The organism is Streptomyces sp. NPDC021093, assembly GCF_044333135.1.
Classification (GTDB): Bacteria; Actinomycetota; Actinomycetes; order Streptomycetales; family Streptomycetaceae; genus Streptomyces.
Genome location: NZ_JBIRQJ010000002.1, coordinates 511,494 through 533,168, shown reverse-complemented (window position 1 = coordinate 533,168; position 21,675 = coordinate 511,494). Strand labels below are relative to the sequence as shown.

Genomic DNA, 21,675 nt, shown 5'->3' with positions numbered 1-21,675 from the left:
GCCCGACAGCAAGTCCACAGTTTCATCGGGAGATTGACAGTCCGTCAAGACCACGCTTACGGTTCCCGGCCCATACGCACATGCACGTATTCGCCCGGCTTTCCCCGCACCGCCTCCGCACGTCTCCCCCCTCCGCCACGGCCCACTCTGGAGCGCCCGCATGCGTCGCACCGCTTCCCCGCTGTCGCTGGTCCTGCTCGGCACCGGCGTGTTCCTGCTCGTCCTCGCACCGCTGCTGGCCTGGTACGTCGCCCCGCGTGCCAAGAGCACCCCGGTCGACATCGACACCACGACGGTCTTCACCGGCACGGGAAGTTACTTCGACACGAAGGCCATCCGGACCGTCGCAGGAAAGCCCCTCACGATCACCCGGCAGGTGCGCGGCGACGTCGCCGACAGCACGAAGGCCGGCCGGGCCGTGTGGGACGTGTCCACCTCGATCGACACCGAGGACACGCTGCCCGCCGCCGACACCACGGACTCGCTGCAGTGGACCCTGGAGCGCTGGGTCACCGACCGCCGCACCAATGAGCCGGTGCACTGCTGCAAGGAGCAGCCGGTCTTCGACGGCGAGGCGTACCTGAAGTTCCCCTTCGACGTGGAGAAGCGCTCCTACCGCTGGTGGGACGGCACGCTCGGCTCCACCGTCACCCTCCGCTTCGCCGGTACGAAGAAGATCCAGGGGTACGAGGGCTACCGCTTCACCGGCACGGTGCCGCCGGCCAAGACCGGCACCCGGATGGTCCCGGGGCGCCTGGTCGGGCTGCCGGACCGTGGTCAGGTGCTGGCCGAGGAGTGGTACGCCAACCACGGCATCGAGCTGGTCGTCGACCGGCGGACCGGCCAGATCCTGAACGCGATGATCGGCCCGCGCAAGACGGTGCGGGCGCCCGGCTCGAAGAAGGACTCGATGGTGCTGCTGGACAGCCGGCGGATGGAGTTCACCGAGGCCACCCAGCGGAAGCAGGTGGAGATGGCCGGCGCGAGCAGCGACAAGCTGCGGCTGGTGAGCGAGACGCTGCCGATGGGCGGCGGAGCGGCGGGTGCGGTGCTGGCGGCGACGGGCCTCGTCTTCGTCGTACGGGGGCGGCGGGCGCCGTCGGCCGGGACCGGTGGGACGGCCGGAGCGGCGGGGACAGCACCGTAATTCTCCAACTCGCTTACCCACTGCACTTTGTGATGAGGCATCAGCTGATATCGGTGCCGAAATTGTCATCCAGGTGAGTAGCCGCCTCGAACAGCGTGGCGAAAACTACCTACCCACCCCACACGGAGTACCGCACAGCAGGCACACGGAGCACAACACACACTTCCCGCCCACTGGATCCGCACCCCGAAACGAGTTGGAGCTCGGATGCCCCAGCACGTACCCCCCACCCTGCACGATGCGAAACCCCTTCAGGCCCTGAGGTCCCCACAACCCCAGGAACCTTTGGCCCGTCCGCGCAGAATCGTCTTCCTGTCCCGCCGCGACCTCGGCAATCCGGCCGCCGGCGGCTCCGAACTCCTCGTCGACCGGCTGGCGGACGGGCTCACCGCGCTCGGCCACCAGGTGACGCTGCTGTGCGGCGGCCCGGCCGCGTACCGCAACTACCGGGTCGTGTCGGCCGGCGGCGACCTGGGGCACTTCCTCAGGGCCCGCCGCGCCTTCGACCGGCAGGTGGGCGACTGCGACCTGATGGTCGAGGTCTGCAACGGGCTGCCCTATCTGACCCCGCTCTGGCACCGGGGCCCCACCCTCTGTCTGGTCAACCACGTCCACACCGAGCTCTGGGGCATGCGCTTTCCCGGCCCCGCCGCCGGGCTCGGCCGCCGACTGGAGCACTGGGCGCTGTCCGCGGCCCAGCGCAACAACCTCCTGGTCGCGGTGTCCGCGTCGACTGCGGACGCGCTCGGCGCGCTCGGCGTGGACCGCAGCCGCATCCGGGTCGTCCACAACGGGGTCGAGGACCCCGGCGTGCGGTTGGCGCGCTCGCCCGAGCCGATGTTCCTGGCGATGGGCAGACTCGTCGAGTACAAGCGCATCGACCTGCTGCTGCGGCTGTGGGAGCGGGTCCGCCCGGTCACCGGCGGCCGGCTGGTGATCGTCGGTGAAGGACCGGAACGGCAGCGGCTGGAGGCCATGGCCGGCCCCGGCGTCGTCTTCAAGGGATACGTGTCGGAGGCCGAGAAGCACCAACTGCTCTGTGCCTCCTGGCTGTTGCTGCACCCGTCCGCCGTCGAAGGGTGGGGCCTGGTGGTCACCGAGGCGGCGACCAGAGGCACCCCGTCGATCGGTTTCGACGTACCGGGGCTGCGGGACTCGATCGACGACGGCGTGACGGGCGTGCTGGCGCGCGGCGAGAGTTCGTTCGCCGCCGCGTGGTGCACGCTGGCCCTCAGCGGGGAACGGCGCGAGGCGATGGGGCGGGCCGCGGCCGTCCGCGCGGAGCGCTACCGCTGGTCGAGCACGGTCAGCCAGTTCCGTACGGTCGCGGCGGAAGCGGTCGGAGCACCCGCACTGACGGCCGACGCACCGGCCTCCGACACACCTGCCTCGGGCACACCGGCCTCGGGCACACCGGCCTCCGGCACACCCGCGTCCGACGCGCCGGACACCGCGGGGACGGTCGGGGCGACAGCGGCCGTCGCCGCGGCGGGGGCGGTCGCGCTGCGATGAGAAGCACCGGCCGTGCCCTCAAGGACCCCTCCTTCCGCCGCTCCGCCGCCCTCTTCCGGGCCTTCCTGCGCGAGCAGCACGACCCCGACCACTGCTATGCACTGCTCGCCCGGGACGCCGCCGACCAGGTGCAGCGGTACGTCCCGCTGGAGGGCCGGGTGGTGGTGGACGTCGGCGGCGGCAGCGGGCACTTCACCGAGGAGTTCCGGCGGCGCGGCGCGCACAGCTACCTCTTCGAGTCGGACACCCGGGAGCTGACGTCCCACGGGCGGAAGCCGCCGGGGGGCGCGGTGGTCGCGGACGGCTATCTGCTGCCGCTCGCCGACGGGGCCGCCGACGTGTGCTTCTCCTCCAACGTCCTTGAGCACGTGGCCGATCCGCAGACCTTCCTGAGCGAGATGGTGCGGGTGACCCGTCCCGGGGGGCTGATCTACGTGGCGTTCACCAACTGGTACTCGCCGTGGGGCGGCCACGAATGGGCGCCCTGGCACTATCTGGGCGCCGACCGGGCCCGCCGCCGCTACGAACGGCGCACCGGCAGACCCGCCAAGCACACCCTCGGCGAGAACCTCTTCCCGATCCATGTCGGTACGACGCTGCGCGCGGTCAGGGCGCGCAGCGACGTGTCGGTCGTGTCGGCGCGGGCCCGCTACTGGCCGCTGCTGCCGGCGCTCGCCCCCAAGGTGCCGGTGCTGCGCGAGTTCACCACCTGGAACCTCCTCCTCATCCTCCGGCGGTGCCCATGACCAGCACGCTCCAGGCTCCGCCCCGCCCGCCGTCGCACGCGGCCCCGGGGCCGGGCGGCCGTGGCCCCGACGGGCCCCGGTCGCGCAAGTGGCTGTTCGGGTTCTGGGCGGCCGTACTGGTCGCCTTCCTGGCGGTGTCGCCGGGGAAGATGAGCTTCGAGACGAAGCTCGGGGTGGCCGCCGACCCGTTCAAGTTCCTCGCCGACCTGGGTGAGTTGTGGCATTCGCGGGCCGGGTTCGGCGGGATCTTCGACCAGTACGTGGGTTACGCCTTCCCGATGCTGCCGTACTACGCCCTGTCCGACCTGGTGCAGCTACCGGTGTGGCTGGCCGAGCGGCTGTGGCTCTCGCTCGTGGTGACGGTGGCGTTCTGGGGTGCGCTGCGGCTCGCCGAGCGGCTGGGGGTCGGTTCGTCGCCTGCCCGGCTGCTCGGTGCGGCGGCGTACGCGCTGTGGCCGACGTACACGATCGTCATCGGTTCGACGTCGGCGGCCGCGCTGCCCGGTGCGCTACTGCCGTGGGTACTGCTGCCACTGGTGAACACCCGTCTGTCCGCCCGGAGTTCCGCCCTGCGCTCGGCGCTGGTCGTGCCCTTCATGGGCGGCGTGAACGCGGCGTCCACGCTCGCCGCCCTGCTGCCCGCGGCGCTGTACCTGCTGAGCCGCCCCGCAGGTCCGCGCAGGCGCGCGCAGATCGTGTGGTGGGTGCCGGGGGTGCTCCTCGCCACCCTGTGGTGGGTGGTCCCGCTGCTCATTCTGGGCATCCACGGCGAGAACTTCATGCCGTACGTGGAGCAGGCGGGGACCACGACCGGCACCATGTCCGCGACGGAGCTGCTGCGCGGAGCGGGCAACTGGACGGCGTATCTGCACTTCGGGGACTCCTGGCTGCCCGCCGGGTGGACGGTCGCCACGTCGGTGCTCGCGATCCTCGGTTCGGCGTGCGCGGCGGCGATCGGACTCGCGGGCCTGGCCAGGCGGGACGCGCCGGAGCGGCGCTGGCTGCTGCTCGTGCTGCTGTCCGTGGCACTCGTCGCCCTTGCCGGGTACGGGGGTTCGCTGGGTGCGCTCTTCCCAGGCACGGTGCAGGACTGGCTGAACGGGTGGCTGGTCCCGTTCCGCAACATCTACAAGTTCCAGTCGGGCCTGGCCCTGGTCCTGGTGCTCGGTCTGATGCACGCGGTGGCGGTGGCCGCTGAGCGGCGGGGCGCACGGCGCCTCCCGGGCCGCAGGTACGCACCGGTCCTTGCGGCGCTGTTCGTACTGCCGGGGCTGCTGCTGCCGTACGCCAACGGCACCATCCTCCAGCCGGGCGCCTTCACCAAGCTCCCCGACCACTGGGAGCAGACGGCGAGTTGGCTGAAGGAGTACTCCCCGGACACCCGGGCCCTGGTGGTCCCCGCGACCGCGCACGGCATCCAGACCTGGGGTTCGACGATCGACCAGCCGCTGGACGTGCTCGCCGAATCGCCGTGGGCGCAACGGGACTTCGTACCGTTCGGAGCTCCGGGCAACCGGCGGGCGCTCGACGCGGTGGAGCAGGCCCTGATGTCCGGCGGCGAAGTACCAGGCCTGTCCGCCTACTTGGGCCGTGCCGGGCTGCACTACGTCGTCGTGCGCAACGACCTGGACCCCGACCAGATCGGCTACGTACCGCCGCAGACGGTGAAGCGGACGCTGGAGGCGTCCGGGTACACCCGGATCACCGGCTTCGGCCCGGTGCTGACCGGCGGACGCATCCCCGACGACACTCCCGTGCAGGTCGAGGGCCTCTATCCGAGGCAGCAGGCGGTGGAGGTGTACGAGCCGCCGGCCGGCACCCGCGCGCCGGGACGGGCCGCGCTCAAGCCGGTGGCGGACACCGCGGTGGTGAGCGGCGGCCCCGAGTCGCTGCTGCCGATGTCGGCGGACGCGGGGGTGCGCGACCGGCCCGCCGTGCTCGCCGGGGACAACACCCCCGGCCTCGGAACCCCTCCGGTGCTCGCGGCCGGGGACGGTCTGCGGCGCGCGGACACCAGGTTCGGCCTGGTCAACACCAACACCTCGTACACCTACACCGCGACGGAACGCAATCTCCCGGGCAACGTCCAGGACCCCGGCCGGGAGCCGCGCCAGATCCTGCCGACGGAGGGCGCCAAGCACCAGACGACGGCGGTGCTGCGCGGCGCGAAGTCGGTGACGGCGTCCAGCAGCGGCAACTGGCTGTTCCATCTGCCGCAGTACGACCCGGTGAACGCCTTCGACGGCAACCCGGACACGGCGTGGGCCGAGGGCAGCCCGGCGGAACCGGTGGGTCAGTGGCTGCGCGTCGACTTCACGAACCGGGTCGCCGTCCCGTCGTCGATCCGGGTGACCCCCCTGCCGTCGGACGGGGTGCGGGCCGCTCCGACGGTCGTACGGGTGGAGACGGACCGGGGCAGCGCGACCAGCCCGCTGCAGCCGAACGGGCTGCCGCAGACGGTCAACGCGCCTGCGGGCGAGGCGAGTTGGCTGCGGATCACCATCGAGGAGGCGCAGCAGGGGCGGCCGGGGCTGATGGGTGCGGGCTTCACGGCCGTGGACGTGCCCGGTGTCCAGGTGACGAAGCTGCTGGCGCTGCCGGAGGATTCGGGCTCGGGTTCGGGCTCGGGCTCGGGCTCGGGCTCAGGTTCGGGTTCGGGTTCGGGTGAGGCGGGAGGCTCGGACGCGCGGGGTTCGGGCGCGGACCCCAATGTGATCTCGCTGCACCGCGGCAGTGACCCCGGCGGTCTCTCGCCCGTGTCTGCCGAGGTGGGGCTGCACCGGCAGTTCACGACGCGCGAGGACGGGGCGTACGCGCTGAAGGCGACGGCACTGCCGGTGCCGGGCGAGGCGCTGGACCGACTGTTGTACGGCATCGCGCCCGACCAGCGTCGGCAGTTGACGGCGACCGCCGACTCGACGGCCAGGCTCGGTTCGTCGCTCACGCCCCGCAACCTGGTCGACGGCGACCTGACCACCTCCTGGATCTCAGGCAACAAGTCCGTACTGCATCTGCGCTGGCCGGAGAAGCGGCCGGTCGGCGAGATCGTGTTCGCGGCGGCGGGCGGTCTTTCGACCCGGCCCGAGCAGGTCGAGATCAGCTCGCCGGACGGGGCGGCGACGTCCGCCGTCGACCAGAACGGCCTGGCCCGCTTCGAGCCGATCACCACCGACCGGCTCGACATCACCATCACCAAGGTCGCACCCCTGACCATCCACAACCCGGTGGCGGACGGCGAGTTGCAGCTGCCGGTCGGCCTGAGCGAGGTGTACGTACCCGCGCTGGACGACTTCCGGGTGCCGCAGCCGGACCCGTCCCGCACCTTCTCACTGCCGTGCGGGCAGGGGCCGATCCTCGCGATCGACGGCACCCTGCACGCGACGAGCGCGCGCGGCAGTCTCCGTGACCTGACGGAGCGTCGCCCGATCGACGTCTCGCTGTGCGCCGGTGAACAGCGGGGCGGAACCGCCCAGTTGAGCCCCGGGGTGCACCGGGTGGAGGCGGGCGACACGGGTCCGCTCGCGATCACGGACATCACGCTGCAGCGGGGCGACCTGCCCCAGCCCTCGTCGGCGGTGCGCGAGCTGAAGGTGAACGACTGGTCGGGCGACGACCGGGCGGTACGGGTCGGCGCGGGCCAGGCCTCGTACCTCCAGATGTACGAGAACTCCAACCCGGGCTGGCAGGCCACCCTCAACGGCAAGGAACTCACCCCGGTCCGCCTGGACGGCTGGCAACAGGGCTGGCTGGTCCCGGAGGGCGAGGGCGGCACGGTACGGCTGGAGTTCACACCGGCGGGCTGGTACGTGGGCGGACTGATCGGGGGTGGGGTGGCGGTGCTGGTGCTGATCGGGCTGGTGGTGTGGTGCAGGAGGGACCCGGTGGCCTCGCCGTCGGCGACGGTTTCGCCCCCGGCGCCCGGGGCGGTGCTGGGACTTGGCGCGCTGACCGTGGTCATGGTCCTGATCGCCGGGCCGCTGGCCCTGCTGGTGCCCGCCCTGGCGGCGGTCGCCCACTTCCGGCACACCCTGCTGCCGCCGATCGCACTGCTCGCGATGGCGGGCGCGGGGGTGGCGGCGGCCTGGGGCGCGGGGTCACCGGCGTCCGCGGAAACGGGCTCGTTCGGGCCGGTGGCACAGGTGCTGGCGCTGACGGCGGTGGTCGCGGCGGCGGTGACGATCGGTAACAGGTGGAGCCGGGGGCGGGAGCGGGAGCGGGAGCAGGAGTGAGGTGCGGGGCGGTGGGGGCGGGTGGTCGTCGTGCGGGTACGTCGTGGCTGATCGCGCAGTTCCCCGCGCCCCTAAATGCCTGCCCCCTAGCCCCCTGGGCACGCCGATACCGCCGCCTCCTTGGGCAGCGGGGCCGCCCCCCGGGGGCGGGACGGGTGGGCAAGGGGGCGGCCCCCCACCGCGGCACGCCCCACCCCGACCGCACGCGCCCGACACCGTACCCACGCTCTCAAGGAGATCGGACGATGACCACCGTGCACCTACCGCCCCCCGCCCTCTCCCGCTCCCCCTTCTCCGTCGTAGACGAAATCACCCGCCACTGCCTCGACCCCACCGAGCCCGAAACCGTGCACATCGAAGTGCACCTCCCCGAGCCCCCGCACCCCGACCGCCTCCGTACCGCCTTCCTCGACGCGCTCCGGCGTCATCCCCGCATCCTGATGCGCGAGGCCCCCGGCCCCTGGTACCGGCGGCGTTACGAGTGGGAGCTCACCGCGCATCCCGACACCGACCACGTCGTCACCTTCCACGAGCCGGGGCCCGACGCCCTCCCCCGAGCCCGGGCGCGCGCACTCTCCCAGGCCCCGCCCCTCTCCCTCTCCCCGCCCGTCCGGCTCGAAGCCATCGGCAACGTCCTCGTCCTGGTCGTCAATCACACCGCCCTCGACGGCCCCGCCTGCCTCCGTATCCTGGCGACCGCCGCCGAGCTCTACGGCGGCCGGGACAACTCCCCCGCCGGCGGCGGCACCCCGGCCCGCCCCGAGAATCACCCCCAACTCCAGCCCGCAGGCGTCGGGTTGGCCCCGGTGGCCCGTGTCGCGCACGGCGCCCCCGTCGCCCCCGGCAACGGCATGCTCATCGCGGACCTGCCCGTTCCGCGTCGGCCGCGCTCCGCCCCGTACACCGTGAACGACCAGCTGATGGTGGCCACCGCCCGCATGATCTCCGAGTGGAACCGGGAGCGGGGCACCCCGCCGCGCCCGCTGCGCATCACCATGCCGGTGGACGACCGCCCCAGAGGGCTGGACATGCCCATCGGGAACGGCACGCGGCTCGTCGAAGTGCCCTTCAGAGAGGAGGAGTTGGCGGAGGAGACCGGGCGACTGCTGCGGCGGACCGCCGACCGCACCCGCGCCCTGAAGTCGCTGCCCCGGCCCCAGCTCGGTCACGGTGCGGCGCTTCTCACCGCTCCGGTCGTACCCGTGGCCGTACGGGCCGCTCTCACGCGGCAGTTGCGGCGCGCGGTCGCACCGTGGACGTCGACGACACTGCTCAGCAACATCGGCCGGGTGCCGTATCCGCTGGACTTCGGCGAGGGGGTGGGGCGGGCCACCGCCGTGTGGTTCTCGGCACCGGCCCGGATGCCGCGCGGGCTGACCGTGACCACCGCCAGCACCAACGGGCGACTGCATCTCGCCCTGCGCTGGTCGGGCGCACTCCTCGGCCCACAGGACGGCGAGCACCTGCGCGAACTCTTCGAGAAGCACCTCAACTCCACTGCCGAGGAAGGCAGTTCACCATGACGACTTCCATCGACCACGCCCGCTCCGGCTCTCCCGCGCCGCACCTCCGGGACTTCTACGAGAACCCCGCCGTGCCCGTCGCCTCGGGCGACGCCCGCAGCCTGCGGCAGGCGCGGATGCTGGCCGAGGCCCTGGCGGGCACCTCCGGCGCCACCGTCCTCGACATCGGCTGCGGCGACGGCACCGCCGCCGTCACCGCCGCTCCCCTGCTCTCCGGGCACCGGATCGTCGGCGTCGACTGGTCGCAGGACGCACTGCGCCGCGCGGCCGCACGCTTCGCCGCCGTACCGCGCGAGATCAGCGCCGTACGGGGCGAACTCACCGACGGCGGGCTGCCGTTCGCCGACGGGGCGGCCGACGCCGTGCTGTTCAGCGAGGTGATCGAGCACCTCGTCGACCCGGACAGCGCACTGGACGAGATTCGGCGCGTGCTCGCGCCCGGGGGGCATCTGATGCTGTCCACGCCGAACCTGGCCGCCTGGTACAACCGGGCCCTGCTGCTGGCCGGTGTGCAGCCGGTGTTCTCGGAGGTCAGCCTGCGCGGCATCCACGGGCGGCCGGGTCGCGAAGTCGTCGGGCATCTGCGGCTCTACACGGCGCGCGCCCTGCGCGAGTTCCTGACCGCGTCGGGTTTCGAGGTCGTACGGGTCGCGGGCGCGCCCTTCCACGGGGTGCCGCGTCCGCTGCGGCCGCTGGACCGGCTGGTCTGCGCCGCTCCGTCCGCCGCGTCCATCCTGCTGGTGCACGCCCGGCGGCCACGGGACGGATCCCCTGGAGAGCGGAGCCGCTGATGATGTGGTGGGGCGTGGCAGCCGCGCTGTTCGCGAACGTCCTCTACAGCGGCGGGTTCGTACTCCAGAAGCGGGCGCTGGGCAAGCTGCCCGGACTCGACATCCGGCGTCCCGCGCACGCCGTGCGGCTGCTGCTCGGCAGCCTGCCGTGGATCGGCGGGTCGCTCGCGCTGGCGGGCGGGTTCGCCGCCCAGCTCGTGGTCTACCGCACGCTGCCGATCGCCGTCGCCCAGGCGCTCTTCATCTCCGGCCTGGTACTGCTCCTGCTGATGTCCTCGCGCACGCTCGGCGAACGCACCTCTGGCCGCGAGCGGTACGCGATGGCGGCGATCGTGGCGGCCCTGCTGATGGTGGTGTTCTCCCTCGACGGGAGCGGCGAAGTGATCGGTGCGGACTCTCCTCCGCCACTGATCCTTCTCCTCAGCGGGTTGAGCATCGGTGCGGGGGTGTGGGTGTACGTCGCCGCGGACCGCCGGGGCGGCGCCCATGCCGCGCCCACCAGCGGCGTTCCGTACGGTGTGGCAGTCGGCCTCGTCTACGGGGTGAGCTCCCTCGCCATCAAGGGCGTCTCCGCCCACCTGGACTTCCACGACCTGCCCGGCACCGCGGCCGCGATCCTCACCTCCCCGTACCCCTATCTCCTCCTGGTCACGGGCGGCACCGGCCTGGTCCTCTCCCAGACCGCGCTGCAGCGCTGCCGCGCCTCCCTGGTCGTCCCGGTCTGCACCACCACCTCCTGCCTGTACACGGCCACCCTCGGCACCCTCGCCTTCGGCGAGTCCCTCCCCGACGACCCGCTGCGGCTGGCCCTGCGGGTCGCGGGCGCGCTGCTGGCGGTGGCGGTCCTCCTGGCCCTGCCTTCCACCGAACAGCCCGCGCCCTCCACCGAACAGCCCCTCGCCGAAAAGGAAGTGAGCCATGAATCCGGCTGACCCGCTCCTCAAGATCCTCGCCTGTCCGCTCGACAAGGGCCCCCTCACCCTGCTCACCGCCGAGGACGCCCTCTACAACCCTCGCCTGCACCGCCGTTACCCGATCGTCGACGGCATCCCCCAACTCCTGCCGTCCTCCGGCGAACAGGTCGACGACACGGAGCACCGCCGCCTGACCTCGCAGTGATCCACTTCTCGAACCCCCCTGCCACAATGAACACATGATCAGGGGAAGCAGGGTCGCCGTCGTCGGCGGCAGCATCGCGGGCTGCGCGGCAGCGCTGGCCGCACACCGGGGCGGCGCGGACGCCGTCACCGTGTACGAGCGGGCGGGCGGCCGGCTGGCCTCGCGCGGCGTCGGAGTGGCCATGCACGGCCTCCGGTACGCGGAGCTGGAGGCGGCCGGGTTCATGGACGCGGACATGCCGTGGATCGGGCTGACCCACCGCACCTGGTACGTACGGGACGACGCCGCGCCGTCGCCGCTCGGCCGGCCGCTCACCGAGATGCCGTTCGCGTTCCGCACGTACAACTGGGGTCCGCTCTGGCGCGAGTTGCGCGCCCGGGTCCCCGAATCGGTCGACTTCCGCACCGGCACCGCGGTGAAGCAGCTGCGGCTCACCTCGCGCGGGGTCGAGTTGGACGGCGAACTGTACGACGTCGCCGTTGGCGCCGACGGCATCCGCTCCCTGGTCCGTACGGCGGCCTGCCCGGACACGGTCCCCGAGTACGCGGGCTATCTCGCCTGGCGGGGCGCCTACCCGGAGTCGGAACTGCCCGACGCGCACCTGTGGCCGACGGACAAGGCCGCGTACGTGGTCTTCGACGGCGGTCACATCGTCATCTACCGCATCCCCGACGACGCGGGCGGCCACCGGGTGAACTGGGTCTTCTACACCATGCCGCCGCCGGGGTACACCCTCCCCGCTGAGGGACAGCGCACCCTCACCCCGGAACTCGCCGCCCACCTCGCCGACATCACGGCGCACCGACTCCCCCCGTTCTTCACCTCCTTGATAGAAGCGACGCCCCAGGACGAGCGCTTCGTCCAGCCCCTGTACGACTTCACCGCACCCCACTACGCCACCGACCGCCTCGCCCTCGTGGGCGACGCCGCCACGGTCGCCCGCCCGCACACCGGGGCGGGCGCGGTGAAGGCGCTCCAGGACGTCACCGCCCTCCAGTCGGCCCTGATCGCCGCACCCACTCCGGCCGAAGCCCTGAACGCGTACGACACCGCTCGCACCCCTGCGGGCCGCACCATGGTCGACCTGGGCCGGAACCTGGGCCGAGCCCTGGTCCAGGCCACCCCGGACTGGTCCGGAATGAACGGCCCCGCCCTCGACACGTTCTGGCAACATGCGGACGGGAGAGGGGCATTCGGAGGCGGATCGCTGAAGCGGGACTGAGCTGGGACGGGCGGTGCGGGGACTGGGACGCGATCCGACCCCTGCCCGGCCGGGCTCCGGGCATGTGCGGGCCGGTGGGTGGTGCGGTTGCCTGCGGCGCAAGTCCCCGCTGGCCGCGGGGCAAAGACGGGTCACGGCTGGCGCCGGTGGGGGCGGGCGTCCCGGGCTGCGCCCGGTGCACGGCTCCGCCGCGCGTCCTCAAACTCCCCCAAGGTCTTAAGGACCAGGGGGTACCCCCTCGACAGGCTGAAGTTCCCCGCGCGGGCCATGCATTTAGGGGCGCGGGGAACTGCGCGACCAGCCCCCACGCACCCGCACAAGCACACCCACCCGGGGCCCGGGGGCTCGCCCCCTCACGCGGCGGAGCCGCAAATGTCACAGTCGGGAAGGGGCGGGTAGGGGACCAGCCCGCGCAGCGCCCCCACCCGCACCCACCAATCCACCCGCACCCATCCACCTACTATTGACCACCCAGGGTGGACCACCCTAGGGTGTCCACATGGCATTCAGCGAAGGACTCGAAGTCGTCCAGTTCAAGGGCCCCTGGTGGGTGACGATGTGGTGGCCCGAGGGCGCCGTGTCCGGCGGACCGCAGAAGATCGTCATCGAGGCCGAGCCTGACGCGGCACCCGGCGACGTAGCACGCGGCATCTCGACGACGGTGCTGCGCGGCCTCGACCTTGCCGGCGCGGTGAAGAAGGCCCAGGAGCTCGCGCCCACGACTCCCCCCTGGCAGGCCGAGCACGGCCGCCTCGTCGAACTGTCCGCCCTGGCAAGGGAGTTGCTGACCGACGAGGGCGTCTCTCCGCACTACCTCGCCGTGCTCTGCCTCACCTACCGCGACCTGGTCGACAAGGGCGTCCAGGCCCCCGTGCCATGGCTCGCCGAACAGCTCGACAGGCGCCCGGAGTCGGTCAAGGACCACCTGAAGAAGGCCCGCCGCGAGGGCTATCTGACCTCCCGCGCGGGCCGGGCGGGCGGCGACCTGGGCGACGCCGCGCAGTCCGCACTGGCCACGCTCGAAAACCTTCCGAAGCCCGCCGCCACCACGTCAGAGGAATAGCCGACCGCCCCCCGTGCCCGCGTCACTCGGCGCCCTGTTCGGACAGCGTCCGCCGCGTGCGTACCGGGGACAGGAACAGCGGCAGGAACGCGAGCACCAGGATCCCCGCGCCGGTCCACAGCGCCACGCGCAGCGACGCGAACTCGCCGAGCAGGCCGCCCAGCATCGCGCCCACCGCGATCGCTCCGGTGAGCATGAAGCGGAAGGTGGCGTTCATTCGGCCGAGGAGAGGGGCGGGGGTCAGCCGCTGGCGCAGGCTGACGCCGAGGACGTTGTCGATGCCCATCTTGAGGGTGACCAGCAGCCATCCCGCGCCGGCGAGCGCGAACCAGGGGCCCCGGTCGAGGAGCGGCACCAGCAGGGCGGCCGGGGCCGTGCACAGTCCGGCGAGTCCCAGGGTGCGGCCGTACCCGAGCCTGGCGGCGACGGGGCGCGCGAGTCGGGAGCCGAGCAGGACGCCCACTCCGCCCAGCGCCCAGAAGGCACCCAAGTACGCGGCGGACAGATCGAGTTCGCGGGTGATGAGGACGGGGAGCAGCACGTTGATGGGCTGTGCGCCCAGGTTGGTGAGGGTCGCCGAGAGGGCCAGTGCACGCAGTTCGCGGTGGCGCAGTACGTGGGCGAGCCCTTCGGACATCTGGGTACGGAGCCGGGGCGCAGCCCCCGACCGCTGCCGCGCCGGGGCGTGGCGGACGGCGAGCAGTCGCAGCGCCGAGGCCAGATAGAGGACGGCGGTGCCCACGATCGCCAGGGGCGCGGTGATCAGCGCCACCAGTACGCCGCCCGCGCCACGGCCCGCCACGCTGCCCGCCGCCTGCAGCCCGACGATGGCGGCATTGGAGGCCAACAAGGCTTCCTTGCCGACCACTTGGGGCAGCATGCTCTGCGAGCCGACGTCGAAGAACACCGTCGCGCAGCCGTTCAGCGCGACGACCGCGTACAGCTGCTCCAGGGTCAGTACGTCCAGCGCCCAGGCCGCCGGTATCGAGGCGAAGAGCAGCGCCCGCGCAAAGTCCGCCCCGATCAGCACGTTCCGGTGCCGCATCCGGTCCACCCACACTCCGGCGGGCAGGCCGATGAGCAGGAAGGCGAGGGTGCTCAGCGTGCCGAGCAGTCCGACCTGACCCGGGCTCGCCTCCAGCAGGAGCACGGCGGCGAGCGGGACGGCGACCTGGCTGACGCAGGTGCCCAGTTCACTGAGGGCGGTGGCGGTGAACAGCGTGCGGAAGTCCCGCACCTTCCACGGGGACTTTGGGGCGGTGGCCTCCGGCGCGACGGCATGCGGTTGGCCCTGCGAGGTGGTGTCCATGATCGGCCACGGTGCCGGGTGAGCCGCCCTCGTACCACTGAATTAGCCTCCGCACACCGCCGGTTCAGCCGACGCCCACCACCGTCCGCTGCGCCGAGAAGTCTCCCCACTTCCCGTCCGGGAGCTTGGCCCGGAGCTTGACGGTGTAGCGGGTGCCGGGCGGTTCGGTGGCGGTGAGGGTGTACGTCACCTGGCCGGGCGGCGGGGGTGCGCCCCACGCGATCGAGGTGGCGAACCTGCCGTTCAAGTACAGCTGGTACTCCTTGACTTCGCCCCCGGTGCGGGGCTGGGTCCAGCGGAGTTCGAGGGTGCGTTCGCCCGCCTTGGCCTGCGCGGTCACGGTCAGTCCCGTGGGGGCGGTGGACGGGCCGGAGCCCGGTGCCGAAGGCGTCGTCAGGTCGACGGCGTTGCTGTCCTTGGAGGAGTTCTCGGCGGCGTCCCGCGCCCGCACCGTGAAGGTGTAGACCGTGCCCGGTCGCAGCCCGTCGATCCGGGTGCTGGTCTCGGTGCCGCGCACGCTGTGGATGCGGGAGTCCTCCTGGTAGATGTCGTACGAGGTGACGCCGACGGCGTCCGTGGCGCGGGCCCAGGAGAGCGTCACCGAGCGGGCGCCGTTCACCTTTCCCTGCAGGGTGGTGGGGACGGTCGGGGGCTTGCGGTCGTCCGGGGTGGGGGCCGGGGTCTTCGCGGTGACGGCGGCGCTCGGGGCGGAGAGGTTTCCCGCGGCGTCCCGGGCGCGGACGGTGAAGGCGTACGCGTGCGACGGTGCGAGGCGGTCGACGTCGACCATGGTGGTCTCCGCCGCAACCGCCCTGACCTTCTTCCCTTTCTCGTAGACCTCGTAGCCCGTCACTCCCCGGTCGTCCGTGGACGGACTCCACATGACGTGGACGGAGGTGGCGCTGCCCGCCTGGGCGGTCACCCCGGCGGGCGTGGAGGGTCGTGAACGGTCGGCGGGCGGTGCCGCGTGCGAGCCGCCGCCGCAGGCGGTCGCCGTGAGCAGCAGCAGGGAACAGGCCAACACGGCGCAGACGGTGGGGCGTTGCACAGCTGGACCTCTCATCCGTGGGGATCCGCGGAGATCCCGGAGGGTCCGCGGGGAGGGCGGAGACAATGGTCCAGACCTGTATGCCACGGCTGGGCGCCCCGGACAAGGGGTCTCACAGAGAGGTCTCACACAGGAGCGGCCGTCACGTCATGACCGCGCCCGCCGCCACAAAGCCGCCGATCAGGACGAAAAGGATCACCAGCAGCGGCCATACGAACCGCAGGTACTTGTCGTAACCGACCTTGGCGAGCGCCACTCCGCCGATCGTCACGGCCGTGGTCGGCACCCACATGTTCATCAGCCCGCTCGCGGACTGCCACGCCGTGACGACCACGGCACGCGGTACGCCCGCGAAGTCGGCGAGCGGCGCGAGGATCGGCATGGCGAGGGTCGCATGGCCCGACGTGGAGGGGATCAGGAAGGCCAGCGGCAGGTTCACGATGAAGACGATCACGGCGAAGAGCGCGGAGGAGGTGCCGGTGACGACGCCCTCCACGGCGTTCAGCACCGTGTCGGTGATCCGGGAGTTGTTCATGATGACGGTGACCCCGCGCGCGAGCACGATCACCAGCGCCGGGGAGATGAAGTCCGCCGCGCCCTGCGCGATCGTCGCGCTCAGCTTCTGCTCGCCGAAGCGTGCGACGAGGCCGACCAGGACCGCCGCCACCAGGAAGAGCGCCGCCAACTGCGGGAAGGACCAGCCGAGTTCGAAGCCGTAGGGCGTCGCGTCGGCGTCCCCGGTCAGCGCGCTCGACCACGGCACCACCGAGAAGATCATGAAGGCGAAGGTGACCGCGACCAGCACGAGCAGCACCTTGTGCAGTGCGGTCAGCGGCGGCGGCTCGGCGGTCTCGGCCGCCGACTGCTCGTGGTCCCCGGGGAGGAAGCCGGAGAGCGAGCGGCCCGGGTCGCGCCGGACGCGCTTCGCGTACCGGATGACGTATCCGATGGTGACGGCCGTCAGCACCACCCACATCAGCGCGCGCAGCACGATGCCGTCGCCGAGCGAGATCCCCGCGGCCGATGAGGCGACTCCGGTCGCGAACGGGTTCACGGTGGAGCACAGCACTCCGACCCCCGCACCGAGGATGATCGTGCCGGTCGCCACCATCCGGTCGTACCCGAGGGCGAGCATCAGCGGCACGATCAGCCCGTAGAAGCCGAGGGTCTCCTCGGCGAACCCCTCCACCGTGCCCAGCAGCGCGAAGACCAGCATCACGCCCGCGATCAGCAGCGCTCCTCGCGCACGCAGCCGGTGGGCGAGGCGGCCGATGCCCCGGTCGAGGGCGCCGGTCGCGAAGACGACGGTGATGAACGCGCCGATGGCGAGCACGAAGAGGAAGACCCCCGCGCTGCCGTACAGCTCGCCCGCCAGGTCGGGCCCGACCTGCCCCGACTCGGCGTCCTGCACCCCGTACAGGCCGTTGACCGGGGAAAGGAAGAGGTCGTTGAGCCGATCGGTGAAGCTCTGGCCGGAGGGGACCCGGTGGTACGTGCCCTGGATCGGCGAGCCGTTCTTGTCGCGGTCGTACGCGCCGGAGGGGATCAGGAAGGCGAGCAGCCAGACGCCGAGCGTGACGATGACCAGGATGGTGAGGGCGCTGGGGAAGCTGAACTTCCGCTTGCCTCCGGTCCCGGGGTCCTGCTGTGGCTCGATTGCCGTGCTCATGTTGATCAATGGACCACAGGGACGGCGGGCCCGCATCCGCACTCCGCCCCGGGCTCAGGCACACTCCACCCCGGACTCAGGCGCACTCCGCCTCTCCGCTCAGGCGGCCACGCCGTTCTTCTCGTCGTACGCGGCGCGCGCCTCGGCCACCGTCACCCGGTGCCGCTCCGCCCAGGTCGTCAGCCCGATGAGGGAGGAGTGCAGTTCGCGGGCGACCGGTGTCAGCTCGTACTCCACCTTGGGCGGGACGGTCGGGTGGACAGTGCGGGTCAGCATCCCGTCGCGCTCCAGGTTGCGCAGGGTGAGGGTGAGCATCCGGCGGCTGATGCCGTCGATGGACCGCTCCAGTTCGGTGAAGCGGATCGGGCCGTGCGCGGCGGCGATCAGGATCGGGACGCTCCACTTCCCGACCACCCTGTCAAGAACTTCGCGGACGGGGCAGGCCTCTGCGTTCACGACCTGGGAGGTAACACCGGCGTTCCGGTGGGACATGGAAGTGCCTCCTTACGGCAGGCCCTCATGGTCACGCACGATCTCCTCCATCACAAGGCCCGTTACAAGTAGTGCACCTATGGAGGTCAGAGACCATGTCAGGGCTCAAGCCAGCCACCGTTTCGTCCCGTTGGACCGCGCTCGTCATCCTCTGCGCGGGAACCCTGATGACGATCCTCGACGGCAACATCGTCACCGTCGCGATGCCCGCCGTCCAGAGCGACCTCGGCTTCTCCCCCGCCGGCGTCGCCTGGGTCGTCAACGCGTATCTGATCCCCTTCGGCGGGCTGCTGCTCCTCGCCGGGCGGCTCGGCGACCTGGTCGGCCGCAAGCGGATGTTCACGGCGGGGCTCGCCGTCTTCACACTGGCCTCGCTCTTCTGCGGGATCGCGACCACCCCGGGCGCGCTGATCGCGGCCCGCGCCCTCCAGGGCGTCGGCGGTGCGATGACGACGGCCGTCGTCCTCGGCATGCTGGTCGCGCTCTTCCCCGAGGGGCGCGAGCGGGCGAAGGCCATCGCGGTGTTCAGCGCGACCGGCGCGGCGGGCGGCGCGCTCGGCACCTTCCTCGGCGGCGCCCTGACCAGTGCGCTCTCCTGGCACTGGATCTTCCTCATCAACCTGCCGATCGGCCTGGTGTCCGTCGTCGCCGCGTGGCGGGTGCTGTCGGCCGACGAGGGCGCGGGGCTGGGCAAGGGCGCCGACTACCTCGGTGCGGTGCTGGTCACCGCCGCACTGATGCTCGGGGTCTACACCCTCGTCCAGACCGCCGAGCACGGCTGGGCATCGACCAGGACCCTCGTCCTCGGTGCGCTGTCGGTTGCCCTGCTCGCCGCGTTCACCGTCCGGCAGACCCGCACCGCCGAGCCGCTCCTCCGGCTGCGCATCTTCCGCTCCCGCACGCTGACCGGCGCGAACCTCGTGCAGATCGCGGCGATCGCGGGCATGTACGCCTTCCAGTACATCGGCGCGCTCTACCTCCAGCAGGTACTGGGGTACGAGAGCCTGACCACCGGTCTCGCGTTCCTCCCCGCGCCCCTCGTCATCGGGGCCCTGATGCTCGGCCTCTCGACCCGCGTCGCCGCCCGCTTCGGCCCTCGTAACGCCCTGCTGGCCGGGCTGGTGTCGATCCTCGCGGGCCTCGCGCTGTTCAGCCGGGCCCCGGTGGGCGGCTCGTACCTGACCGATGTGCTCCCCGCGATCCTGCTCCTGTCGATCGGCTTCGGCATCGGGATGCCGGCCATGACGGGCCTGGCCATGTCCGACACCCGCCCGGAGGACGCGGGCCTGGCCTCCGGCCTCTTCAACACCACGCAGGTGGTGGGCGGCGCGTTCGGCCTGGCCGCCCTGACCTCGCTGGCGGCGGGCCGTACGGCCGACCTCGCCGCCACCGGCACGGGCCCGCTGGACGCCCTCAACTCGGGCTACCGACTCGCCTTCGGGGTCGGTGCGTTGGTGGTCACCGTGGGGCTGGTGCTGGCGGCGGTCCTGCTCCGGGGGAACAAGCGGAGCAAGGGGATGGGCACCGAGGCCGTCAGCCCTGAGCGTTCCGCCGCTCGGACCTGACGCGGGCGGCCTCGTGCGCGGAGTGCAGCAGGCGTACGACCGTGTCCGCCGTCCGCCCGCCGGGGTTGACGACGGAGATCCAGCCGAGCGATCCGTACACGGGATGCGGCAGCACGGTGTCGACGGCCGCGTGGTCCCGGGGCACGGCCCGGTCCCGGGGCACGGCGAGGCCGCGCGGCTCCTCCCCCGTGAGTTCCCTGAACGTCGCACGGTCGACGTGGACGTTCACCCGCCAGCGCCCCGGGCGGTCGAGGCCGGACGCGGTGTCGTCGGGGTAGTTCTTGGTGACGATCGTTCCGTACGGCTGGACGTTCGTCGGCATCCGGCCGTCAGGCGCGTAGTAGAAGAACGCGTCGCCCCACACCAGCTCGGGAAAGTCGTCCCCCTGCTCAGGGGCGACGACGAGTGCACCGTCCAGGCCTCGCACGGCTGTGATGATCTGTTCCATACTCATGCTGATACTCATGGTTCAAGCATCACCTTCAAGTGCTTATGTGGGGTTCGCCGATGTCCGAGGTACCGCAGGCGCCGCAGCCGTCAGCACCGCTCCGTACGGTCGACGTGGCCCGGGAGTCCGGTTACTCGGTGCAGCAGGTGCGCGATCTGGAGCGGCTGGGGGTGATCCCGCCCGCCGTACGGTCGGCCAACTCCTACCGCTCGTACACATCACTCCACATCCAGGCCCTGCGCGCCTACCGGGGACTGGCGGAGGCCACCGGTCCCGTCGAGGCCCGCCGGCTGCTCACGGAACTCCGTACCGCGACGCTCGCCGACGCGGCCGCAGCGGTCAACGCGGTCCATGTCCTCCTGGCCCGGGAGCGCGAGGAGGTCCTGCGCGCCCAGCAGGCGCTGCACGCGATCGGGGCCGAGACGGGGGCCGGACCGGTCGGGCAGGAAAGCGACGCGATGACGATCACGGAACTCGCCGGGGCGCTCGGCGTACGCACCTCCACGCTGCGGTTCTGGGAGGAGGAGGGCCTGCTCACCCCCGAGCGGGTGACCTCGCTGCGCGCCCGCCGCTACGGGCCCGCAGCCGTCGGCACGGCCCGCATCGTGCTGGCCCTGCGCGGCGCCGGATACGGAATCGCGGCAGTGCGCGAGGCGCTCACCGCGCTCCAGCAGGACAACGACCCCGCCGAGACCGCACGCGTCCTCCAGGACCGCCTCGACCGGATCGCCGCCCGGACAGTCACCCTGCTCCGGGCGGGCGCGGATCTGGCGGCCGTGGTCGAGCGAGCGGGCGGGCGAATCTGACGCACACCCACACGGCCGCAGGAATATCGTTTCCGCACACTTCGTGGGCGTGGTTTGAAGTGATGAGAACCGGGAAGGCAGCCAGCTTTTGCCGTCATGCTTCGGGGGCCCTAGTCCCCGGCAAGAAACGGAACTGGTCTCTCAGGCGTCTTCGTCACACTGTCGGCGCCGCCCTCGGTGCCCTCGCCCTCCTCGTGGCCGTGCCCAACTCGGCCGCCGCGGCCGACGGCCACGCCTTCTACTCGTGGGGCGACCCCGCGAACCCGCAGCAGACAAAGCTGGAAGACCCCGACTCAAGGGTGTGCCTTGAGGTCGCCGAAGTCGAAGCCGGGAAGAGCAAGGACGCCTGGAAGTTCAAGAACTGGACCTCATCGAAGGTGATGCTCTTCTCGGAGGGCGAGTGCACAGGCACCCGCACGGACGTAGGTGTGGGCGGGGATGCCGATCCCAACGTCAAGTTCCGGTCCCTGTACTTCTCCTGACCTGACGGACAAGGCGGCGCTTCGCACGGGTGCGGTACGGCCCGCGCGGAGCGCCGCCCGCGTGAGAGAGGCCCGGGCTCTCTCCATCGGGCGTGCCCATGGACCCGCTGCTCCTGGTCCGATCGTCCGCCGAGATTCCAGCTATGAGCTCAACTCATGTGCCACAGCACCCTCTTCGCGATGCCGGGGGCAGCGGCACGGCGGGTACTCCATCGAGCCCGGCGGCAGATCGGGCAGCGACTCGCTCTCCCACGGCGGCACACTCCCGTCGCCCGCCGTCCGACTGATCACGAGGGCGCCGTCGATACCGAACTCCTTGATCATGCGCGCGAGTTGCTTCCGCGCGTCGCTGCCGAGAGGGCGCTGTTGCTCTCCGTTTTGCATTTTCTGATCCTTCATCCAGGTTTCGCCACATACGCGACGGCCGATCAACTACCGTCAGTGAGACAAGCGTTGCTGCACGGGATCCCCGTCACAACGCTTGGGGCGTTCCAGTGGCCACGT

Annotated in this window: 19 protein-coding genes; 13 read left to right on the top strand and 6 right to left on the bottom strand. The window is 71.8% G+C overall.

Features of this window, described 5'->3' with window-relative positions; all coding sequences use genetic code 11:
• Positions 1 to 160 precede the first annotated feature (160 nt).
• The 10 genes from ACH4SP_RS07315 (at position 161) to ACH4SP_RS07270 (ending at position 13,352) form a co-directional block, all read left to right on the top strand.
• On the top strand, positions 161 to 1,147 hold the full coding sequence (locus ACH4SP_RS07315; RefSeq protein WP_398410788.1) for a DUF3068 domain-containing protein: 987 nt from the start codon (positions 161 to 163) through the stop codon (positions 1,145 to 1,147).
• A 207-nt stretch (positions 1,148 to 1,354) separates the two neighbouring features.
• Positions 1,355 to 2,659 (top strand): glycosyltransferase family 4 protein, encoded by a 1,305-nt coding sequence (locus ACH4SP_RS07310; protein ID WP_398410785.1) that lies wholly within the window; start codon positions 1,355 to 1,357, stop codon positions 2,657 to 2,659.
• Positions 2,656 to 3,405 (top strand): class I SAM-dependent methyltransferase, encoded by a 750-nt coding sequence (locus tag ACH4SP_RS07305; protein ID WP_398410782.1) that lies wholly within the window; start codon positions 2,656 to 2,658, stop codon positions 3,403 to 3,405. Before ACH4SP_RS07310 ends, ACH4SP_RS07305 begins: the two co-directional genes overlap by 4 nt.
• A complete protein-coding gene (locus ACH4SP_RS07300; protein WP_398411821.1) occupies positions 3,402 to 7,634 on the top strand; it encodes an alpha-(1->3)-arabinofuranosyltransferase family protein in 4,233 nt (1,410 codons plus the stop codon). The genes ACH4SP_RS07305 and ACH4SP_RS07300 overlap by 4 nt, the downstream gene beginning before the upstream one ends.
• Before the next feature lie 245 nt (positions 7,635 to 7,879).
• On the top strand, positions 7,880 to 9,157 hold the full coding sequence (locus ACH4SP_RS07295) for a condensation protein (protein ID WP_398410778.1): 1,278 nt from the start codon (positions 7,880 to 7,882) through the stop codon (positions 9,155 to 9,157).
• On the top strand, positions 9,154 to 9,948 hold the full coding sequence (locus tag ACH4SP_RS07290; protein ID WP_398410776.1) for a methyltransferase domain-containing protein: 795 nt from the start codon (positions 9,154 to 9,156) through the stop codon (positions 9,946 to 9,948). Before ACH4SP_RS07295 ends, ACH4SP_RS07290 begins: the two co-directional genes overlap by 4 nt.
• A gap of 2 nt (positions 9,949 to 9,950) precedes the next feature.
• Positions 9,951 to 10,880, top strand: coding sequence for a hypothetical protein (locus ACH4SP_RS07285; protein ID WP_398411819.1), 930 nt, complete (start codon positions 9,951 to 9,953; stop codon positions 10,878 to 10,880).
• Positions 10,867 to 11,067: a Trm112 family protein gene (locus tag ACH4SP_RS07280; RefSeq protein ID WP_398410774.1), complete on the top strand. Its 201-nt coding sequence runs from the start codon at positions 10,867 to 10,869 to the stop codon at positions 11,065 to 11,067. The genes ACH4SP_RS07285 and ACH4SP_RS07280 overlap by 14 nt, the downstream gene beginning before the upstream one ends.
• 34 nt (positions 11,068 to 11,101) lie before the next feature.
• A complete protein-coding gene (locus tag ACH4SP_RS07275) occupies positions 11,102 to 12,289 on the top strand; it encodes an FAD-dependent monooxygenase (RefSeq protein ID WP_398410771.1) in 1,188 nt (395 codons plus the stop codon).
• A 499-nt stretch (positions 12,290 to 12,788) separates the two neighbouring features.
• A complete protein-coding gene (locus ACH4SP_RS07270; RefSeq protein ID WP_398410767.1) occupies positions 12,789 to 13,352 on the top strand; it encodes a hypothetical protein in 564 nt (187 codons plus the stop codon).
• A gap of 22 nt (positions 13,353 to 13,374) precedes the next feature.
• Here ACH4SP_RS07270 and ACH4SP_RS07265 read toward each other — a convergent pair whose 3' ends face one another.
• From ACH4SP_RS07265 to ACH4SP_RS07250, 4 genes are all read right to left on the bottom strand, one after another.
• Positions 13,375 to 14,661: an MFS transporter gene (locus tag ACH4SP_RS07265; RefSeq protein WP_398410763.1), complete on the bottom strand. Its 1,287-nt coding sequence runs from the start codon at positions 14,659 to 14,661 to the stop codon at positions 13,375 to 13,377.
• A 64-nt stretch (positions 14,662 to 14,725) separates the two neighbouring features.
• Entirely contained in the window at positions 14,726 to 15,724 is a 999-nt protein-coding gene (locus tag ACH4SP_RS07260) for a fibronectin type III domain-containing protein (RefSeq protein WP_398410760.1), read from the bottom strand.
• Positions 15,725 to 15,851: 127 nt separating this feature from the next.
• Positions 15,852 to 17,378, bottom strand: a complete 1,527-nt coding sequence (locus tag ACH4SP_RS07255) for a YfcC family protein (RefSeq protein ID WP_398410756.1) — start codon at positions 17,376 to 17,378, stop codon at positions 15,852 to 15,854.
• 99 nt (positions 17,379 to 17,477) lie between these two features.
• A complete protein-coding gene (locus tag ACH4SP_RS07250; protein WP_398410754.1) occupies positions 17,478 to 17,870 on the bottom strand; it encodes a winged helix-turn-helix transcriptional regulator in 393 nt (130 codons plus the stop codon).
• Between the two features lie 95 nt (positions 17,871 to 17,965).
• Between ACH4SP_RS07250 and ACH4SP_RS07245 the strand changes: the two genes are divergently transcribed.
• Positions 17,966 to 19,435, top strand: coding sequence for a DHA2 family efflux MFS transporter permease subunit (locus tag ACH4SP_RS07245; RefSeq protein WP_398410750.1), 1,470 nt, complete (start codon positions 17,966 to 17,968; stop codon positions 19,433 to 19,435).
• Here ACH4SP_RS07245 and ACH4SP_RS07240 read toward each other — a convergent pair.
• Complete coding sequence (locus ACH4SP_RS07240; protein ID WP_398411817.1) at positions 19,404 to 19,883, bottom strand: DUF6194 family protein; 480 nt, start codon at positions 19,881 to 19,883, stop codon at positions 19,404 to 19,406. The two genes, ACH4SP_RS07245 and ACH4SP_RS07240, sit on opposite strands and share 32 nt — an antisense overlap.
• Before the next feature lie 59 nt (positions 19,884 to 19,942).
• On the opposite strand from ACH4SP_RS07240, the gene ACH4SP_RS07235 reads away from it, so the two are divergent.
• Entirely contained in the window at positions 19,943 to 20,689 is a 747-nt protein-coding gene (locus ACH4SP_RS07235) for a MerR family transcriptional regulator (RefSeq protein WP_398410748.1), read from the top strand.
• Between the two features lie 194 nt (positions 20,690 to 20,883).
• Entirely contained in the window at positions 20,884 to 21,171 is a 288-nt protein-coding gene (locus ACH4SP_RS07230) for a hypothetical protein (protein WP_398410746.1), read from the top strand.
• A 141-nt stretch (positions 21,172 to 21,312) separates the two neighbouring features.
• On the opposite strand, the gene ACH4SP_RS07225 is transcribed toward ACH4SP_RS07230, so the two are convergent.
• On the bottom strand, positions 21,313 to 21,555 hold the full coding sequence (locus tag ACH4SP_RS07225) for a hypothetical protein (protein WP_398410743.1): 243 nt from the start codon (positions 21,553 to 21,555) through the stop codon (positions 21,313 to 21,315).
• Between the last annotated feature and the right edge of the window lie 120 nt (positions 21,556 to 21,675).

Excerpts from the sequence above, each read along its gene's own strand:
- ACH4SP_RS07235 (WP_398410748.1), top strand. The coding sequence starts at position 19,943 with ATGTCCGAGGTACCGCAGGCGCCGCAGCCGTCAGCACCGCTCCGTACG.
- ACH4SP_RS07225 (WP_398410743.1), bottom strand. The coding sequence starts at position 21,555 with ATGCAAAACGGAGAGCAACAGCGCCCTCTCGGCAGCGACGCGCGGAAG.
- ACH4SP_RS07245 (WP_398410750.1), top strand. The coding sequence starts at position 17,966 with ATGTCAGGGCTCAAGCCAGCCACCGTTTCGTCCCGTTGGACCGCGCTC.
- ACH4SP_RS07240 (WP_398411817.1), bottom strand. The coding sequence starts at position 19,883 with ATGGAACAGATCATCACAGCCGTGCGAGGCCTGGACGGTGCACTCGTC.
- ACH4SP_RS07275 (WP_398410771.1), top strand. The coding sequence starts at position 11,102 with ATGATCAGGGGAAGCAGGGTCGCCGTCGTCGGCGGCAGCATCGCGGGC.
- ACH4SP_RS07255 (WP_398410756.1), bottom strand. The coding sequence starts at position 17,378 with ATGAGCACGGCAATCGAGCCACAGCAGGACCCCGGGACCGGAGGCAAG.
- ACH4SP_RS07300 (WP_398411821.1), top strand. The coding sequence starts at position 3,402 with ATGACCAGCACGCTCCAGGCTCCGCCCCGCCCGCCGTCGCACGCGGCC.
- ACH4SP_RS07260 (WP_398410760.1), bottom strand. The coding sequence starts at position 15,724 with ATGAGAGGTCCAGCTGTGCAACGCCCCACCGTCTGCGCCGTGTTGGCC.
- ACH4SP_RS07310 (WP_398410785.1), top strand. The coding sequence starts at position 1,355 with ATGCCCCAGCACGTACCCCCCACCCTGCACGATGCGAAACCCCTTCAG.
- ACH4SP_RS07265 (WP_398410763.1), bottom strand. The coding sequence starts at position 14,661 with ATGGACACCACCTCGCAGGGCCAACCGCATGCCGTCGCGCCGGAGGCC.
- ACH4SP_RS07305 (WP_398410782.1), top strand. The coding sequence starts at position 2,656 with ATGAGAAGCACCGGCCGTGCCCTCAAGGACCCCTCCTTCCGCCGCTCC.
- ACH4SP_RS07280 (WP_398410774.1), top strand. The coding sequence starts at position 10,867 with ATGAATCCGGCTGACCCGCTCCTCAAGATCCTCGCCTGTCCGCTCGAC.
- ACH4SP_RS07285 (WP_398411819.1), top strand. The coding sequence starts at position 9,951 with ATGTGGTGGGGCGTGGCAGCCGCGCTGTTCGCGAACGTCCTCTACAGC.
- ACH4SP_RS07250 (WP_398410754.1), bottom strand. The coding sequence starts at position 17,870 with ATGTCCCACCGGAACGCCGGTGTTACCTCCCAGGTCGTGAACGCAGAG.
- ACH4SP_RS07290 (WP_398410776.1), top strand. The coding sequence starts at position 9,154 with ATGACGACTTCCATCGACCACGCCCGCTCCGGCTCTCCCGCGCCGCAC.
- ACH4SP_RS07295 (WP_398410778.1), top strand. The coding sequence starts at position 7,880 with ATGACCACCGTGCACCTACCGCCCCCCGCCCTCTCCCGCTCCCCCTTC.
- ACH4SP_RS07270 (WP_398410767.1), top strand. The coding sequence starts at position 12,789 with ATGGCATTCAGCGAAGGACTCGAAGTCGTCCAGTTCAAGGGCCCCTGG.
- ACH4SP_RS07315 (WP_398410788.1), top strand. The coding sequence starts at position 161 with ATGCGTCGCACCGCTTCCCCGCTGTCGCTGGTCCTGCTCGGCACCGGC.